The sequence below is a fragment of the Tateyamaria omphalii genome (genome assembly GCF_001969365.1).
Lineage (GTDB): Bacteria > Pseudomonadota > Alphaproteobacteria > Rhodobacterales > Rhodobacteraceae > Tateyamaria > Tateyamaria omphalii_A.
This window is the reverse complement of the sequence record NZ_CP019312.1, coordinates 1,581,827-1,598,645: the sequence shown is the minus strand read 5'-3', so window position 1 is coordinate 1,598,645 and position 16,819 is coordinate 1,581,827. Positions and strand designations below refer to the sequence as shown.

Annotated in this window: 18 protein-coding genes; 4 read left to right on the top strand and 14 right to left on the bottom strand. The window is 60.9% G+C overall.

Annotated elements, in window-relative coordinates; all coding sequences use genetic code 11:
* Positions 1 to 55 precede the first annotated feature (55 nt).
* Positions 56 to 1,471: a PLP-dependent aminotransferase family protein gene (locus tag BWR18_RS07970; RefSeq protein ID WP_076627482.1), complete on the top strand. Its 1,416-nt coding sequence runs from the start codon at positions 56 to 58 to the stop codon at positions 1,469 to 1,471.
* Here the strand turns inward: BWR18_RS07970 and BWR18_RS07965 are convergent.
* Together BWR18_RS07965 and BWR18_RS07960 are read right to left on the bottom strand one after the other, a co-directional pair.
* Positions 1,468 to 2,514, bottom strand: a complete 1,047-nt coding sequence (locus BWR18_RS07965) for a hypothetical protein (RefSeq protein WP_076627481.1) — start codon at positions 2,512 to 2,514, stop codon at positions 1,468 to 1,470. The genes BWR18_RS07970 and BWR18_RS07965 overlap by 4 nt on opposite strands.
* Positions 2,514 to 2,831 (bottom strand): hypothetical protein, encoded by a 318-nt coding sequence (locus BWR18_RS07960; protein WP_076627480.1) that lies wholly within the window; start codon positions 2,829 to 2,831, stop codon positions 2,514 to 2,516. The genes BWR18_RS07965 and BWR18_RS07960 overlap by 1 nt, the downstream gene beginning before the upstream one ends.
* Before the next feature lie 170 nt (positions 2,832 to 3,001).
* On the opposite strand from BWR18_RS07960, the gene rplM reads away from it, so the two are divergent.
* Positions 3,002 to 3,463, top strand: coding sequence for a 50S ribosomal protein L13 (rplM, locus tag BWR18_RS07955; RefSeq protein ID WP_076627479.1), 462 nt, complete (start codon positions 3,002 to 3,004; stop codon positions 3,461 to 3,463).
* A 2-nt stretch (positions 3,464 to 3,465) separates the two neighbouring features.
* A complete protein-coding gene (gene rpsI, locus BWR18_RS07950; protein WP_076627478.1) occupies positions 3,466 to 3,954 on the top strand; it encodes a 30S ribosomal protein S9 in 489 nt (162 codons plus the stop codon).
* 71 nt (positions 3,955 to 4,025) lie between these two features.
* Here the strand turns inward: rpsI and BWR18_RS07945 are convergent, their stop codons facing one another.
* From BWR18_RS07945 to guaA, 11 genes are all read right to left on the bottom strand, one after another.
* Positions 4,026 to 4,880, bottom strand: a complete 855-nt coding sequence (locus BWR18_RS07945) for a lysophospholipid acyltransferase family protein (RefSeq protein ID WP_076630192.1) — start codon at positions 4,878 to 4,880, stop codon at positions 4,026 to 4,028.
* 153 nt (positions 4,881 to 5,033) lie between these two features.
* A complete protein-coding gene (locus BWR18_RS07940; protein ID WP_076627477.1) occupies positions 5,034 to 5,651 on the bottom strand; it encodes a TetR/AcrR family transcriptional regulator in 618 nt (205 codons plus the stop codon).
* Positions 5,644 to 6,513 (bottom strand): polyphosphate kinase 2, encoded by an 870-nt coding sequence (gene ppk2, locus BWR18_RS07935; protein ID WP_076627476.1) that lies wholly within the window; start codon positions 6,511 to 6,513, stop codon positions 5,644 to 5,646. The genes BWR18_RS07940 and ppk2 overlap by 8 nt, the downstream gene beginning before the upstream one ends.
* Before the next feature lie 53 nt (positions 6,514 to 6,566).
* A complete protein-coding gene (locus BWR18_RS07930; protein ID WP_076627475.1) occupies positions 6,567 to 7,538 on the bottom strand; it encodes an alpha/beta fold hydrolase in 972 nt (323 codons plus the stop codon).
* A gap of 4 nt (positions 7,539 to 7,542) precedes the next feature.
* Positions 7,543 to 8,490 (bottom strand): homoserine O-succinyltransferase, encoded by a 948-nt coding sequence (locus BWR18_RS07925; RefSeq protein ID WP_076627474.1) that lies wholly within the window; start codon positions 8,488 to 8,490, stop codon positions 7,543 to 7,545.
* A gap of 33 nt (positions 8,491 to 8,523) precedes the next feature.
* Positions 8,524 to 9,393, bottom strand: coding sequence for an ATPase (locus tag BWR18_RS07920; protein WP_076630191.1), 870 nt, complete (start codon positions 9,391 to 9,393; stop codon positions 8,524 to 8,526).
* 38 nt (positions 9,394 to 9,431) lie between these two features.
* Positions 9,432 to 10,367: a DMT family transporter gene (locus BWR18_RS07915; RefSeq protein WP_076627473.1), complete on the bottom strand. Its 936-nt coding sequence runs from the start codon at positions 10,365 to 10,367 to the stop codon at positions 9,432 to 9,434.
* Between the two features lie 109 nt (positions 10,368 to 10,476).
* Complete coding sequence (locus BWR18_RS07910) at positions 10,477 to 11,724, bottom strand: outer membrane protein transport protein (protein ID WP_076627472.1); 1,248 nt, start codon at positions 11,722 to 11,724, stop codon at positions 10,477 to 10,479.
* A gap of 147 nt (positions 11,725 to 11,871) precedes the next feature.
* Positions 11,872 to 12,741, bottom strand: a complete 870-nt coding sequence (locus tag BWR18_RS07905) for a DMT family transporter (RefSeq protein ID WP_076627471.1) — start codon at positions 12,739 to 12,741, stop codon at positions 11,872 to 11,874.
* Positions 12,738 to 13,016 (bottom strand): putative quinol monooxygenase, encoded by a 279-nt coding sequence (locus BWR18_RS07900; protein ID WP_076627470.1) that lies wholly within the window; start codon positions 13,014 to 13,016, stop codon positions 12,738 to 12,740. The genes BWR18_RS07905 and BWR18_RS07900 overlap by 4 nt, the downstream gene beginning before the upstream one ends.
* Positions 13,007 to 14,581 carry a glutamine-hydrolyzing GMP synthase gene (guaA, locus tag BWR18_RS07895; protein WP_076627469.1) on the bottom strand — a complete coding sequence of 525 codons (1,575 nt, stop codon included), beginning with the start codon at positions 14,579 to 14,581 and terminating at the stop codon, positions 13,007 to 13,009. The genes BWR18_RS07900 and guaA overlap by 10 nt, the downstream gene beginning before the upstream one ends.
* Before the next feature lie 193 nt (positions 14,582 to 14,774).
* On the opposite strand from guaA, the gene BWR18_RS07890 reads away from it, so the two are divergent.
* Entirely contained in the window at positions 14,775 to 16,319 is a 1,545-nt protein-coding gene (locus BWR18_RS07890) for a trimethylamine methyltransferase family protein (RefSeq protein ID WP_076627468.1), read from the top strand.
* On the opposite strand, the gene BWR18_RS07885 is transcribed toward BWR18_RS07890, so the two are convergent.
* The gene (locus tag BWR18_RS07885) at positions 16,320 to 16,619 is read right to left on the bottom strand and encodes a DUF6477 family protein (protein WP_076627467.1); all 300 of its coding nucleotides are present in this window, start codon (positions 16,617 to 16,619) and stop codon (positions 16,320 to 16,322) included.
* Positions 16,620 to 16,819: the final 200 nt, after the last annotated feature.

Sequence of the window (16,819 nt, the reverse complement as noted above, 5' to 3'; positions counted from 1 at the left end):
TTGCCATGGTTTAGTGATACAATTCCAATTCGACTAACGCTACGGAAACATTGTAATGAATACAATTTGGTCGCCAGAACTGCTGGACGGGCAGGGACCGAAGTACAAGGCCGTGATGCAGGTGATCCGCCAGCGCATCTCGGATCACGATCTGACGCCGGGGGACAAGCTGCCACCGGTGCGCGACCTCGCCTGGAGCTTGGGCATTACACCGGGCACCGTCGCGCGCGCCTATACCATGCTGACCGATGACGGCACGTTGATGGCCGAAGTCGGGCGTGGAACCTTTGTTGCGCAACCCGATGAAAAGGGGCCGCTTTACGCTGATGTCCCGATTGAAGTGGACAGCACCACGCACAATTCCGAAGCGCAAACCTGGAACGTAAACCTATTCTCGCCGCACCTGCCGAGTGTTGGCCAGGCGACGCTGATCCGCAGGCTTCTGGCGGAGGTGGCCCAAGATCCGCCATCCGGCATGATGCACTATCCGACCCGCGCGGGCGGCGGGCCCGCACGCACGGCGGCGGCGGCATGGCTTGCGGGTGCACCGATTGGATCGTTCGGGCCCGACGACATCGTGCTGGCCAATGGCGGGCAAAACGCGATTCTGTTGGTGTTTCAAGCGCTTCTAAAGGGGCGGCGACCAGCAATTCTTGTCGAGGATCTGGCGTACCCAGGTTTTCGACGGGCGGCAGAGCTGCTGCGCGCTGATGTCATTCCGGTCGAGATGGACAGCCAGGGTGTCATTCCCGAAGCGTTGGACGCCGCGGCCAAGGCGCATGATGCGCAAATCTTCTGCACGTCACCGGAAGTACACAACCCGACCTGCGGGTTTACCCCGGCTTATCGGCGCGAAGCGCTGGCGGAAGTGGCGAAACGGCAGGACCTGCAGATCCTTGAAGACGATTGTTACAGGTTGGGACAGGCGCAGGCCCCCAGCTACCGGATGATTGTACCAGAGCGCACTTGGTACATTTCCTCGATCTCCAAATCCATCACGCCGTCGCTGCGGCTTGGCATTGCGGTGACGCCAAAGGGGCGGGCCAATGTGCTTCGACGGACGGCGGAGTATTCATTCTTTGGCCTTGCCACGCCCATGACGGACCTTTTTGCATCGCTTCTTGTGCACCGCGACCTGCCCGGGCTGATGGCAGATGCGCGCCAGGGGATCGGCACCTATGTCCAGCGGGCGGTCAACATCCTAGGCGGCTACGACATCATCTGGCGCAAGGATGTGCCGTTCCTGTGGTTGCATCTGCCCGAAGGGTGGCGGGCAGGCGCCTTTGTGCAAGCCGCCGCGCAACACGGTGTCGGGATTCGTGCGGCCGAGGATTACGCCTGCCGTGATGCGCGCACCCCGCACGCCGTGCGCATTGCGATCAACGCGGGCGTCAGTCTTCAATCCTTTGAGGCGGCCATCGAACGTCTGCGTGATTTGCTGGACAACCCGCCCGACCAGATCGGTGTTTAGAGCAGCCCGCCAGCGCCCCAAGCCAGACCAAACGCGATGATGAGGGCCGACAAAACGGCAGCATACCCCGCCAGTTTCAGCCACGAGAACGGACGCTCACCATAGGTCCGCCCCTGCATGCCGCAGACGACAACCTTCATCGCGTCGTCGTTGTATTTATAGTGCAGGATCCAAACGGGCAGCAGAATGCGGCGATACCGGATCCCCGTCGTGTCCGTGGAATAGCGGACATCATGTACGCCGCGCTTGTTTACATGCCCCTTGATCCGGTTGCGGATCAGCAGGTCCTTGTCGTCGGCATTGGCCCGCAGTCCTTCGGCCACCGATTGGTGGTGCCGTTCTGCTCCGAACCCGGCAAGATAGCCAGGGCGGTAGGAGCGCAGGCGTCGCGGGTCGAAGTCATGCAGGATGCCGTCGCGGATCAGCGGCGTGACGTGGGGCGACGCGGGGACCAACAGATCGTCAAACCGGATGCGGAATGCGCCGGATGTCCGACGTGTCACGCTGCGCTTGTTGCGCCTGACCGTGTATTTCGCCCAATAGCTGACAGCCTCTTCGCTGTCGAAGGTCCAGAACGGGACGTACAGACCGGCCACCCGACCCTTGGACACCACGGCCTTCAGGTCTGCGGGCGCGGCCCATCGCTTGGCAACCCAAGCAAGCGCGGCCACCTGCGCATCTCTTTCGGGCACGCGGAAGGGGATCAGCGCCTTTGTCCGGTAGCCCGTGTCGCTGGTGGCCAGTACCACCGGCCCGTCGCAATAGGCGCAGCGTTCGGACAGCGTCTGGCCCACAAACACCACATCGCCGCCGCAGGTCTGGCAATGATGCACACGGGTTTCCTCGACAACGGGCACGTCCGTGTTTGGCCCCACTGGGTCAAAGTCGAACTCGCGCGCCGCCTCTGCATCCTTGTCGGTTTCCAGCCCGTACCGCGTTGCGCAACTTGTACAAACGAGCGCCTGTTGCGCCGGATCATAGATGCACTGCCCCGCGCAATTGGCGCATTGCAATTCGGACTGCGCAACGCTCAGGTCGTCCATCAGTCCGACTCCATGATCGCCATCGCGATCTCAAGCAGAATGCGCAAGCGCAACCAGCCCCGGTCAATGGCAGCATCAAGATCGCCATTGGCGGCCCAGTCGCCAAAGATCGTCGCGATGAACCAGGTCGTCATCAGCCAGAACGCCACCATCGACCAGCCGCGCAGCGACCGCAGCCACCCAGCGGAGCCGTGCTTGAGCTCGTGTTTAGCCTCGTAGACAATGATCAGCTTTCGCATCACGGGCACGCCAACAGCCGTGGCCAGCATGAACAGGACCACTGTGGCAAGGGCAGGGGCAGCGAGTCCGGTCAGCATTGGGTCAACGAACTGTGCTGAGAACTGCGCTGATATTTGGGGTAATATGATACCTTATTTTCAAGCATTTGTTTTTGCTTCATAAAAACCGCGCGTCCGCAGTTGACGCGCTCTGACCCTGCTGTATAACCGCGCAATCCGAATTTCCACCCTTCAAGGGACGAACCGCAATGAAAACCTATACCGCAACACCTGCGGACATCGACAAGAAATGGATCCTGATCGACGCAGAGGGCGTTGTTCTGGGCCGTCTTGCCTCGATCGTCGCCATGCGTCTGCGTGGCAAGCACAAGCCGTCCTTCACCCCCCACATGGACTGTGGCGACAACGTGATCATCGTCAACGCGGACAAGATCCAGTTGACCGGCAACAAGCGCCAGGAACATCACTACTGGCACACCGGCCACCCCGGCGGGATCAAGTCGCGCACCAAGGAACAGATCCTTGAGGGCGCACACCCAGAGCGCGTGGTGACCCTGGCTGTGAAACGGATGCTGCCCGGCAACCGTCTGAGCCGCCAGATCATGACAAACCTGCGTGTCTATGCCGGGGCAGAGCACCCCCACGAGGCACAAAGCCCCGAAGTTCTGGACGTGAAGTCCATGAACAAGAAAAACACCCGGAGCGCATGAGCATGGCTGACGAAATCAACACACTCGAAGACCTGCAAGCTGTCGCTGGCGACGTTGCACCGGTCGAAGTCGATATGACGCCCCGCGAACCCGTCCGTGACGAGTTCGGCCGATCCTATGCCACCGGCAAGCGGAAGGACGCGGTGGCCCGCGTCTGGATCAAACCCGGTTCGGGCAAGGTCACCGTGAACGGCAAAGAGATGAGCACATATTTCGCACGCCCCGTGCTGCAGATGATCCTGCGCCAGCCGTTCCAGGTTGCGGGTGTCGAGGACCAGTTCGACGTGACCGCCACCGTCAAGGGCGGCGGTCTGTCCGGTCAGGCCGGTGCGGTCAAGCACGGTGTGTCAAAGGCGCTGCAGCTGTATGATCCGTCGCTGCGCGGAGCGCTGAAAGCGGCAGGCTTCCTGACCCGCGACAGCCGCGTCGTAGAGCGTAAGAAATACGGTAAGGCCAAAGCGCGGAAGAGCTTCCAGTTCTCCAAGCGCTAAGCCGAAAGATGTTTTCGGAAAGGCCGCCTTCTGGGCGGCCTTTTTCGTTTCTGTCCGGCCCTTGCCGTTGCTCAGGCGCGCTGCGCGATCCAGCGTGGTCTAACAGAAACGCGTCCCTGGGGATCTTTGGCCAGACGCAGCGTGGCGTCGCGCAGCATCGCAATCCCGTCTTCCGAGTTTTTCGGCAGGTCAGATGCGGGTAAAGCCTGACCAACACGGATGCGGAACGGTTGGGTGTTTTTATTCAGCGTCTCGTGAAACAGCGTAATGTCACGTAGCGTCGGGTGGATCAGGTCGAGCACGTAGAACAACGCGGAATTGCGCGCCTCGATATGTATGGGGATGACCGGCAGATCGAACTTTCGGGCGATCATTGCCGCCGACGCCATCCAGGGGCGCTCGTACAACCGCAGGCCGCGCCGCTTCGCCAAACGTCCCGACGGAAAAATCACGCCGAGCCTATCCTGCTCGACGGCTGCCCGGGTGTACGCCATCGTTTCACGCGTCTTGCCGTGGCACCGCTTGTCATGACGCCACTCGACGGGTGCGATCATGTCCGACATTTGCGGCAACACGCGCAGGATGTCGGCATTCGCGTAAAAGAACAGGTCGGGCCGGATTGGCGCCAGCATGTGGTGCAGCATGATCCCGTCTGCAATGCCCGTCGGGTGGTTGGCCACGACAATGGCCGGACCTTTGCGGGGCACATGGTGCAGGCCCGACACACACACATCCTGCGCAAGCAGCGCCCCCACATGGTGCATAAGGCTGCCGGCCGTCTGGTCCTTGAGCACTGTGGCCAGGTCGATGGTCTGATCGTAGCTGAGCAGGGACATGAAAGTGCGGCGGGCAAAGCGGCTTACAGTGCCCGGGCGGAAAAGCCACGGGGCGCGTTCTGCCACCAACGGGTCCAAGCGCTCTTTCATGCGGGCCTTTGACACCTGATCCGCAACAAAAGCATGACAGATGTGCAAACTTTGTGTGTCAGGCAAAAGCCAGCCGAATTGATTGAGCAGCCCCCGCATATCTTTGCCACCGCTCAGAAAAGGTGATGACCTCGGCTGGACGCGCGTGCCGTCTCAGCTGTCGCCTGGAATAAGTCCCAGACCGCGCAGGTAGATGCCAATGCCGGTTTCCAGCAGATCCTCGGGCGGGAACGGAGAGGCTTTGCCGGGCGAGTTGCGCGCGAAAAGCTCCACCACCCCGTGGCTCATCGCCCAGATATGAGCCGAGAACATGGATGCCGGTGGCCGCTTGTCCTCTGGGATATGCTGCGACAGATCACCGGCGGCTTTTTCCAGCACCGTGTTTGCGCGGTTCACAACATCGGCCAGTTCCGGGGTGCGGTTGGTTGAAATCCCGCTTTCGAACATGGCGATGTAGTGACCGGGAAAGCGGCGTGCAAAGGCGAGGTAAGCGCGCCCCGTCGCCTCAAACGCCGCCAGCGCCGAGGGCTGGCCAGATTCGTAGGCATGCTGCATCAGGTCGGCAAAGATGCCATAGCCCTGCCGCGCACATTCGGCGATCAGATCCTCGCGCCCCTCGTAGTGGCGATAGACAGCAGCCGGGGTCACACCGGCCTGCTTTGCCGCCTCGGAGAGCGTGAACCCGGTTGGGCCCTTCTCCTCGATCAGCTTGAGCGCTGCTTCGATCAGAGCTTGCCTGAGATTGCCATGGTGGTAGCCGCGTTTAGGCATCCCAGATATCCGGCCCGCCACAGACGTCTTTGTTCACTTTTCCAATGGCTTGCGGGTCTTTATTTGTGTAATCGAGCCCATGCAGAACGGTGCGGATGGCATTGAGACGCGCGCGTTTCTTGTCATCGGACCGCACAATGGTCCACGGAGCATGGCTGGAATGGGACCGGTCCAGCGTCTCGCGAATGGCATTGGTGTAGGCATCCCATTTCTTCAGGCCCTCCACGTCGATCCAGCTGAGTTTCCACTGCTTCAACGGGTCGTTTTCGCGGTCCAGAATGCGGCGCAACTGCTCGGCCCGGCACACATTCAGCCAGAATTTGAACACGTGGACCCCGTCGTCCACCAACATCGCTTCGAACGGGTTGACCTGAACAAAGAAGTGTTCGCGCTGGTGCGGTTGGCAAAAGCCAAATACATGCTCGACAACTCCGCGATTGTACCAGCTACGGTCAAAGAAAGTAATCTCTCCAGCCGTGGGTAAGTGCTTGATATAGCGTTGGAAATACCACTCAGATGCCTCTTTTTCGGTTGGCTTTGCCAAGGCGACAACACGGGCGCCACGCGGGTTCAGGTGTTCGCGAAACCGCTTGATCGTGCCGCCTTTGCCTGCAGCATCGCGGCCCTCGAACACGCAGACAACACGGGTGCCGGTTTTGGCCACCCAATCCTGCATCTTAACGAGTTCGATCTGCAGCGCGTCCATCTCGCGCTCGTATGGCTTGCGCCGCATCCGTTCGTCATAGGGATAGGTCGGGGTCAGGATATCATCCTTGTCCGCCGTACTGATCTTGTCACGAATGTCGTCCGGCGCGCCGGTCTCGTAGAATTCCGTGATCGCGCCGTCAAAGGGAAGGCTCATGGTTTTTGCCTTAAGTTACTGCTCTTAACATCCAATATGGGTCAGAGTGGCGCTTAACGCAAACCCGCACGTGCTGCGACGCGGTCAATCGCGTCGATGACGGCCTCGGGGTGGGTGTGTTGTGGCATATGTCCCACGCCGGGCAGGACTGTGACATTGGCCCCCTCAATCTGGCCGGGCAGCTTGGCCGAATGCACGTCGAGCGGAACGATTGTGTCGGCGTCGCCATGCACCACCTCGACCGGGACGCTGATGGAGCCATAGTCCTTGGACATCTCGACCACATGCGGCCGCAGCCAGTTCACTTGCCGCGCATTGGCGCGCATGGACGCGCGGCGCAGGATCAAGGCGGGGCCCACATGGGCGGTATACCCGTCTGGCGCGCTTTGCGGAGCGAAGATACCGGAGACGGCATTGTCGATATAGCTTTCGGGCACGAAGGCGGACAAGAGCGGCACCATCAGCCCGCCACCCCATGCCGAGCCATTGACCTGGTATGTCCAGTCCAGCTCTCCCGGCCATGGGTTCGCAACCCCTGCGACGGACACCACCCCGGCAAGATCATCGAATTCAAGTGCCCAAGCCAACGCGACGATGCCGCCGAAGGAATGGCCCAGCACGATGGGCCGGTCTACGCCCAGCTGGTCGGTTGCGGCCTTGAGCAGCCGGGCTTGCTGGGTCGGGGTGGCGTGGGCCGTGGTCCATGCCGATCTGTGCTGCGGTGCGATTTGTTCCGTCCAGCCAAGGCCCGGCCGGTCGAGGATGGTCACGCGGTAGCGATCCTTGACGAGGTCAGCAAAGACAAAGGTGTAATCACGCGTATTGCCCGATGCACCGTGGATCAGCACAAGATCGGGGCCAGTGCCCATCTGTTCGACATGCACACCGACACCGTTCACATCAATGATTTGCCCCGTCGGGGGAAAGGCCGCCTCCGCATCCCGTTCCCGCTTGGCCGCCAGCACCTGTACAACCGCCACCGTCAGGACCACGAGGCCCAGCACCACGTAAAACACTGTTTTCATTCCCTTACCCCCGCAGGTCGGTGCGGTCCTGCCCGATCCGGTCCATATCGTACGGTGTGGTCAAATATATCTCGGACAGCCAATTGCCATAGAGAAGATGCGCGTGGCTGCGCCAGCGGTTCATCGGCGTCCGCGACGGATCGTCATCGGGAAAGTAGTCGACGGGCAGGGCAATCTCTGCCCCTTCGACCTGGACCGAGGCCAGATCGCGGTCGTATTCCTGTTTCAGCGTATCGCTGTCATACTCAAAGTGATTGAGGATATAGAGCGCGCGATGCTCCGGATCTTCGATCAGGCAGGGGCCTGTTACGTCCGAGCCCAGCAGGATCGGCAGGCCAGCGACCTCCACTTCGGGCGCGCGCACCTCTGTCCAGCGCGACACTGGCACCACGCAATCATCCGAAAATCCCCGCAAGTAGGGCGAGGCAGGCGACAGGTTTGTGTGGCGGTACGCGCCGAACAGCTTGGACCCCAGCAGATGCTTGGGCACTTTGTGGAAGTGGTGCAGCATGGCCATGCCGCCCCAGCACACGCCAAAGGTGGAATGCACGTTGGTCTGGGTCCATTCCATGACCTCTTCCAATTCCTCCCAGTAATCCACATCCTCGTACTCAAGATGCTCGATGGGCGCGCCGGTGATGATCAGCCCGTCGAATTTCTCGCCCTTCACCTCCTGAAACGGGCGGTAAAAGCTCTCCATATGCTCGGCGGCGGTGTTCTTGGTCTCATGCTCGGACATGCGGATCAGGGACAGCTCGATCTGCAGGGGCGTGGCGCCGATCAAGCGGGCAAATTGCGTCTCGGTCTGGATCTTCTTGGGCATCAGGTTGAGCAAGCCGATCTTAAGCGGTCGGATGTCCTGATGCGCGGCCAGTTCTTCGTCCATCACCATCACGCCCTCGTTCGTCAGAACGTCATAGGCGGGCAGGGTGGAAGGCAATTTGATGGGCATGGGTCTGGTCCGATAAACGTGTGAAGACCGGACTTACGCCGCGCGCGCCCGACGCTCAAGAGCGGAGGCGACCAGAGTGATGAAATCCGCTTCACCTTTGAGCGAGGCGACCTCGTCCGCGGTTACCGTCACACCCCAGCGCGCCATCGCCTCGTAGCGGGGCTGTCGATGCGCCAGCGCGCGGGCGTAGGTCCAACGGACAAACGCGTCGGGGTCAACAGCTTCTTCATGCGCGCCGGTTTCTTTGAGGTAGTCCGTCCAGCAGAGCAGCAGGAATTCCGGCTGATAGGCCATTGGTTTCGGCGCCTTGTCGAACCGTGCAATCAGTGCTGCGGTGTGCGCTGCGTCCCCCTTGATCCAGATCGGCAGGGCAACGGCGCTGAGGGTCGTCATCAGCGGGTCGTGGTCATCCGCCGGGTTCACCCATTCACAGATCGACCCGCCGGTGTCGCAGATGAAGTTCGGATAGCCATAAAGCTGCTGTGCCCGCTCGGCGAAATACCCCGTATCCTCCAAGGCCGCGATCTCCGACCGGCGGAACTGTTCCTGCCTTTTGCGGTATTCGGCGATGGGCATACCGCCCTTGGCCGGATCGCCCGGCTTGCCCAGATAGGTCGAGACAGGGCTGAGATTGTGGAAGGTGATGTTCGAGCCGATATAGATGCTGTCGGACATCAAAAGGTCGCGCAGAAACGGCACCTTCATCGCCTCGGCCTTGGCATTGTCGGCGATACGTTCGCCCAAATAGCGGGTGCCGATCCGGTAGTCGATGGAGTAGTGGAACCACCGCCCGCTGTCGCGCACCGTCGTGGACATATGCGTCTTGCCCAGTCCCGACATGCCAAAGACAAGCACGCGCTTTGATGGCGCGGACCGCCAGGCGTCGGCATCGCGATAAAGCAAAGAGTTCATGTTCCGCAGGTCCCCGTTTTCGGGCTGTCCTAGCTGCGGGGCGTGGGGCGGTCAACGTCGGGGCGCCTCAGGAAGGTCAGTATGCGACCATCCAGGATCGCAAGGCCAAGTGCCAGCAAGGCAAAGCCGACAAAGGCATTGGGCGACAACGCCTCGTTCCGAACAATGGCGCCGAGCACGATGGCCACGGGCGGGATGACAAGTGTGACCAGCATCAGATTGCTGGAACCAGCCATGCCAAGCACGCGGTAGTAGAGCAGGTAGGCTCCCGCGGTTGCGACGAGCGCGTAGTAGGCGATGGCGAGGATCGTGTCGCCCTGCAGGTCGAGGGTGATGGGACCATCAACTGCCCATGCCAACGGCACCGTGATCACCGTTGCGCCCGTCAACATCCCCGCCGCCGCCACCTGCGGGGCCAAGCCTCCCAGAAAGCGCCGCGCCCAGACCCCGGCAAGCGCATAGCTCACCGTGCCGGCGATGATGGCCAGTTGGGCGACACTGCGCAGGTCGAAGGATCCGAAGTTGTCCAGCCCGATCGCGGTTGCCACGCCAAAGAACCCCAGTGCGACGCCTGCGGCCTTGCGGACCGTGATCCGCTCGTCCGCGAAAAAGAGCGCAGCGGCGATCACGCCGAAAATCGCGGTGGTCGCATTCAGGATCGACGTAAGCCCCGTCTCGATATGCAGCTGTCCCCAAGCCATGAGGCCGAAAGGGATGACGTTGTTCAAAAGGCCCATGCCAAGGAACGCGATCCAGATGTGCGGATCGCGCGGAACCGGGAGGCGTGACACCAACACGATGACCCAAAGCACGCACATCGCCCAAAAGGTGCGGTGCGCCACGCTGGTCAGCGGATCAATTTCGTCTAGTGCAATGCGGATGGACAGGAACGACGCGCCCCAGATCGTGCCAAGAAGGATCATTTCAGCCCAGGCGCGGCCAGAGAGTGTTTTTTGCGGTGTCATGCCGGCAACCTGTCAGGCCTGGCAAGGGCAAGCCACCCGGAACTTGCGCAAAGAAAAACCCCGCCCGAAACAGGGCGGGGTTTCGTGATCTGTCCCCGCGGGGACAGATTTAGAATGTGAAGTCGACCTTGAACCCGACCGCAAGCGACGAGTTGTCGGTGAACGAGGCAACCGGCTGGCCGCCAACTTCGGGCCGGGCATCGCCGAGCCACGAATAGTTGATCCCACCCGAGATCACCATGTTGTCCTTGTTGTAGCGGCCACCGAGTGAGATGCCGAACAGGCCGTCGGTCGGACCGAGGGGCGAGACGAGATCATCATCGCCTTCGGGCTCATATGAGAAAGTGAGCGAGCCGGAGAAGCTTTCTGTAAAGCGACGACCGACACCCAGGGTGAAGCGGTGGCCGTTGTCGAGGTTCACCAGGTCCGACTGCAATGCGGTTGGCACGAGGTCAACCGCGTCGAATTCGGTCCAGCGGTAGGATGCCAGCAGCAGTGTATCCTTGGCGATACCGGTCTGGAAGTCGATGTTCAGCGACTCAGGTGTTTCGAATTCGACTGTGCCAGGTACGGTGTTGCCGAGGATCTGTTCGGTTGTGTTTGCGGTGTAGTCAATCGACGCATGGTACGTGACAGCCAAGCGCAGGGCGATGTCCGGAATTTCGTAAGCGGCACCGATCAACCAGCCGTACTCGGTTTGGGCGTCTTGGCTGTAGCTGTAGCCGTTGTCTGCTGTGAAAGCCGCTTGCTGCGCTTGTACCTGCGCGCCAAGAGCGCCGACAACTGCGAGGCCCCCCAGAGCACCAATTGCGTTTGCGTCGCCCTGCAGTGCTGCACCGAGCGTGCTTGAGTCGACGCCTGCTGCGCGGGCAACGGCTGCGGTCGGGATCGCGTCGCGGTACGCCTGACCATTCAGGTTCACGCTTGCCCGGATGGTCTGTGCCTGCACACCGCCAAAGACGCTGAAGCGCGGTGTGAACTGGTACTTCGCGACCAGCTTGTAGGCTTCGCTCGACAGGTCCGCGCCGGTGCCGCCCAGCGTGCTGGTGTTGGGATCCGCGTTGTAGAAAACATCGGCGCCAAACGGCTGGTCCGTGATGAAGCCAAGGGTGAATTTGTCGGTGATATCCTTGGTAAAGCTCAGAACCGTCTGCTCATAGCTTTCGCCGACGTCATAGCTTGATCCAAGTGCGTCGGTGCCAGTCACATCGGGCGATACGTGCGAGAAGGTGAAGCTGAGCGTGTTGTCCTCGGCAAAGATCGAAGACACATTCTGGAACGACCGGTCAAGACCAGCCGCATATACGGACGTAGATGACAGCAAAAGGGCTGTCGCCGCGAGGACGCGGGTTTTCATAATATTTCCTCCCAAAGGCGCGCGGCAGATATGTCGAGTGGATGCGCGTTGGGAATGTATAAGCCGGTTTCAAGGGGGGTGCGTCAATATTGACGCTAGGGCAAATGGGACCCCGTGACGGAGCGTCATATATCTGTGACTTTCAGGTCACAGCGGTTTGGATTGCCGCGATTCCACCCAAATGTTCACGTAGTTGCCGGCAAAAATGATCGCTGCACCGATAAACACCCAGGCATCAATCGTCTCTCCATACACCACCATCCCGATCACCGCGATGGTGGGTAAGCGAATAAAGTCGATTGGTACAACGACTGTTGCAGGTGCGATCGACAGCGCATGGGTCAGGCAATAATGCGCCAGCAGGCCAGCACATCCAATCAGAAAGACCCACGGCCCGGTCTGCACGTCCGGCAATGCGATGTCGCCATCATAGCCTGCCATGACGATCCCCATGATCAGTTGCATCGTCGTGAGCCAGAACAGGATCGACGCGATCCCCTCGTGCCGTGTCAGGCGTTTTGTCAGCATGATGGTGATCGCAAAGAAGATGGCCGAGGATGCTGCCGTTATGACTCCCGCGTTCAAGCCTGCCATGTCTGGGCGCGCCACGATGAGAATGCCGATGAACCCCATGATCGCCGCCATGGCCCGCACCGCGGTCAAGCGTTCGCCCAGCACAAGGGGGCTGAGCACAATCACCCAGATGGGCGAGGTGAACTCCAGCGCAAAGACCTGTGCAAGCGGGATCACTGTAACGGCATAGAACCAGAGGTTCTGACCGGTGAAATGGGCCAGGTTGCGCACCAGATGGGTGCCCAACCGGTCGGTGCGGATGTTGCGCCATGCGCCCGTGCCGGCCACAATGGCAACGACCACGATCACACCGACAAAGCTGCGGTACATCATGATCTCAAAGGTATCGAGGCTGCCTGACACTTCGCGTCCGGCAACGGCCATCGCCGAAAAGGAGGCGATTGACCCTGTCATCCACAGGGCCGCCCTGAGAATAGGGCTCATTCCATGCCCTTGATCGTGTAGTCGCGGGCGATCCCGGCGGTGTCGCGTGCCCAGTCGGATTTGGCGGCGCGCGCCTGATGTGCCTTGAATGCGGCGGGGTCGGTGAACGCCTCGGAGACTGTCCACACCAGCGGATCGTCTGTCGGCACAACATCGAAACGGACGCAGCCCGGTTCCGCCCTCGTCAGCCGGACATGCTCCGGCAACGCAGCACGGACGCGGTCGGCTTCACTCTCTGACGCGCAGCGCAGAAACCCGTTCAGCGTCACTCCCATTCGATGGTGCCCGGCGGCTTTGAAGTGATGTCATATGTGACCCGGTTGATCCCAGGCACCTCGTTGATGATGCGCGTCGCCGTTTCGCCCAAAAAATCGTGGCTGAACGGATAGTAGTCTGCCGTCATCCCATCGACGGAAGTGACGGCGCGCAAGGCGCAGGCGTAGTCATAGGTGCGCCCATCGCCCATGACGCCCACGGTACGCACTGGAAGGATGGCGCAGAACGCTTGCCAGATTTCGTCATAGAGCCCGTGCTTGCGGATCTGGTCGATATAGACGGCGTCGGCTTCGCGCAGGATCTCGAGCTTGGCGCGCGTGATCTCGCCCGGACAGCGGATGGCAAGGCCGGGGCCGGGGAAGGGGTGGCGCCCGATGAAATGGTCGGGCAGGCCCAGTTCGCGACCTAGGGCGCGCACCTCGTCCTTGAACAATTCGCGCAGCGGTTCGACCAGCTTGAGGCCCATCTTTTCCGGCAGACCGCCCACATTGTGGTGAGATTTGATCGTGACCGAAGGGCCACCCGAAAAGCTCACGCTCTCAATGACGTCCGGGTAAAGTGTCCCCTGCGCCAAGAATTCCGCGCCTTCGATCTGGTCGGCGTATTTCTGGAACACGTCGATGAACAATCGGCCAATGATCTTGCGCTTGGTTTCGGGGTCGGATTGCCCGTCAAGTTCGCCAAGGAAGAGTTCGGTTTCGTCTGCGTGGATCACCGACAGGTTCATGTGATCGCGGAACATGCCCACGACCTCGTCTGCTTCGTTCTTGCGCAAAAGCCCATGGTCGACAAAGACGCAGGTCAACTGGTCGCCCACAGCTTCGTGGATCAGCGCGGCGGCGACCGAACTGTCGACACCGCCGGACAGGGCGCAGATCACCTTTTTGTCGCCCACCTGTTCCCGAATGCGCTCAACCGCCTCCTCGCGATAGGCGCCCATGGTCCAGTCGCCCGCGAAGCCGGCCAATTTGACGAAGTTTTCGTAGAGTTTGGCGCCCTTTGGTGTGTGGTGCACTTCGGGGTGGAATTGCACGGCATAGAAATGGCGGGAGGTGTCGGCGGTGATCGCAAAGGGCGCGTTGGGGGAGGTGCCGTAGACCTCGAACCCCGGCGCCAGTTTCGACACGTGGTCGCCATGGCTCATCCACACCTGTTCGTTGCCGTTCGCAAACCAGCCGTTGAGCAAATCAAGCTGTCCAGCGGGTGTGACAAAGGCGCGACCGAACTCGGCCGTGCCGCCGCCGCCCGAGATCTTGCCGCCATGCACCTCGCCACCCAGTTGCTGCATCATCGCCTGCTGGCCATAGCAGATGCCGAGGACCGGGATGCCCATGGTCCAAAGCGCCTCGGGCGCGCGGGGCGAGCCGGGGCGCGTCACGCTGTCGGGGCCGCCGGACAGGATGACGGCTTTGGGCGACATCTCCGCCAGGCTGGCATCGGTGACGTTTTGATAGGGATGAATTTCGCAATACACATCCAGTTCGCGCAGGCGGCGCGCGATCAGTTGCGTCACCTGGCTGCCGAAGTCGATGATAAGAAGGCGGTCGTGGGTCTGGTCGGTCATGGGCTTGCAATAGGCCCGTGTGCAAGGGGTGGCAAGCACCCGACTGGGGCTCTGCCCCAGACCCCGTGGTATTTTTGGTCAGAAGAAGAGCGCATGTCGCTTTTTTCCCTCTGGGGGCGCTATGGGCCAGCGGGCGATGCTGCGATGCGGTAAGAACCTGCACACCCAAGGACGTGCAAGAGGGGGAATGCTTATGACCGAGGCAGCGACACGCAGACGTGGACGTGGTGGTGGCGGTGCCGCCCGCCGGGCCGAGCGCAGTGCCGTGTCGTTCGAGACGGCCCGGTTCATTGAGCGCAACATTCCCAATTTCGAGGTGCTGACAGAGGAAGCGCTGGAGATCATCGAGCACAACGCCGAAACGGTGCTGGAAGAGATCGGGGTGAATTTCCCGGACAATCCCGCAGCGCTTGACCGGTGGCGTGATGCCGGGGCGGATGTGAGCGGCGAGCGGGTGCGTATCCCGCGCGGTCTGGCGCGCAAGCTTTGCGCGACAGCGCCATCATCCTTCACCCAGCATGCCCGCAATCCGGCCCGGTCGGTTGAGGTCGGCGGCAAGAACCTCGTGCTGGCCCCAGTCTATGGTCCGCCCTTCGTCCGCGATGCCGACGGTGGTCGGCGCTATGCGACGATGGAGGATTTCCGCAACTTCGTGAAGCTGGGCTATATGTCCAAGTGGCTGCACCATTCCGGCGGGACCGTGTGCGAGCCTACGGATGTGGCGGTGAACAAGCGTCATCTGGACATGCTGCATGCTCATATGACGCTGTCGGACAAACCCTTCATGGGCTCGGTCACGGAGCCAGACCGCGCGCGCGATTCGGTCGAGATGGCGGAGATCCTGTTCGGCAAGGATGTCATTCAGCGCAAAACGGTGATGACCTCGCTGATCAACATCAACTCGCCCATGACTTTCGATGACGTAATGATGGGCGCGCTAGAGGTCTATGCCCAGTCAAACCAGGCCTGTATCATCTCGCCCTTCATTGTTGGCGGGGCGATGGCGCCCGTGTCCGTAGCCGGCACGCTGACCCAAGTGCTGGCGGAGGTGTTGGCTGGTATCGCCTATTCCCAACTGTGCCGCGCAGGCGCGCCGGTGATCATGGGCGCATTTGTGACCTCCATCGACATGAATTCAGGTGCCCCGACCTTTGGCACGCCGGAAGCGGCGCATATCACCTATGGGGCGGGCCAGTTGGCGCGCCGTTTGGGGCTGCCCTTCCGCTCGGCGGGGTCGTTTTGCGGATCGAAACTGCCTGATGCCCAGGCCGCGTATGAGACGGCGAATTCGCTGAACATGGGGCTGCTGGCCGGCGTGAACTTCATGTTGCACGCCTGCGGCTGGCTCGAAGGGGGATTGGTCAGTTCCTACGAGAAGTTCGTGATGGATGCGGATCAGCTGGGCACACTGCATCATTTGGCGGCAGGCGTTCAGGTCGATGCGAATGCCCAAGCCATGGATGCGATCCGAGAGGTAGGCCCGGGCGGGCATTACCTGGGTTGCGCCCATACGCAGGCGAATTTCAAATCCGCGTTCTGGAAGTCGGACGTTCTGGACTACAAGCCGTTCGAGACCTGGGAAGACGAGGGCGCGCGCGACACCGCACAGCTTGCCACTGAGCGGGTCAAAAAGCTCCTCGCCGACTATCAGCAACCCGCCATGGACCCCGCCATACGCGAGGCCCTGGATGCTTACGTCGCTGAAAAGAAGGCGGCGGAGCCTGACAGTTTCATGTGATCATGTTGCAAGTTCGTTTTGTGCGGCCCGCAAGATGCGGGCTTCGCCAACGATAGCAATCAAAATGTCGATATGGCGCAAGAGGCTGTAGGACGAATCGTCCGAGATGCGTTGCGCATTCAATTCGCCTTCGATCTCCATCAGGCGCATCAGGGCGGCGCCGTGACGCGGTAAGTGTCCATATCCCAGCAAGCGGGGCAGATGCGCGCTGCGACGGTAGTCTTCCGCACCGATTCGTGCCGCGCGCATCAGCAGGCGAGGGCGGCGCAGTGTGCTGAGCATGGTCAGGATATCTTGCATTTCCGGTCTCCTTTTTGAGTGCGTCGCTCCTTCCCCGGAAGCGGCGTTGCGGTGACCATTGCACAACCTGAGCGGGTGTTGCGTGTGGTGAACGGAGCCCGCACGTTCGTTTAGCAACTGTTTATCATTTAGAAACAATGCTGCTCAGCACGACGAATGTTAACGATCCGGTAATCAATGCAGCTTTAGGTTGTGTGGAC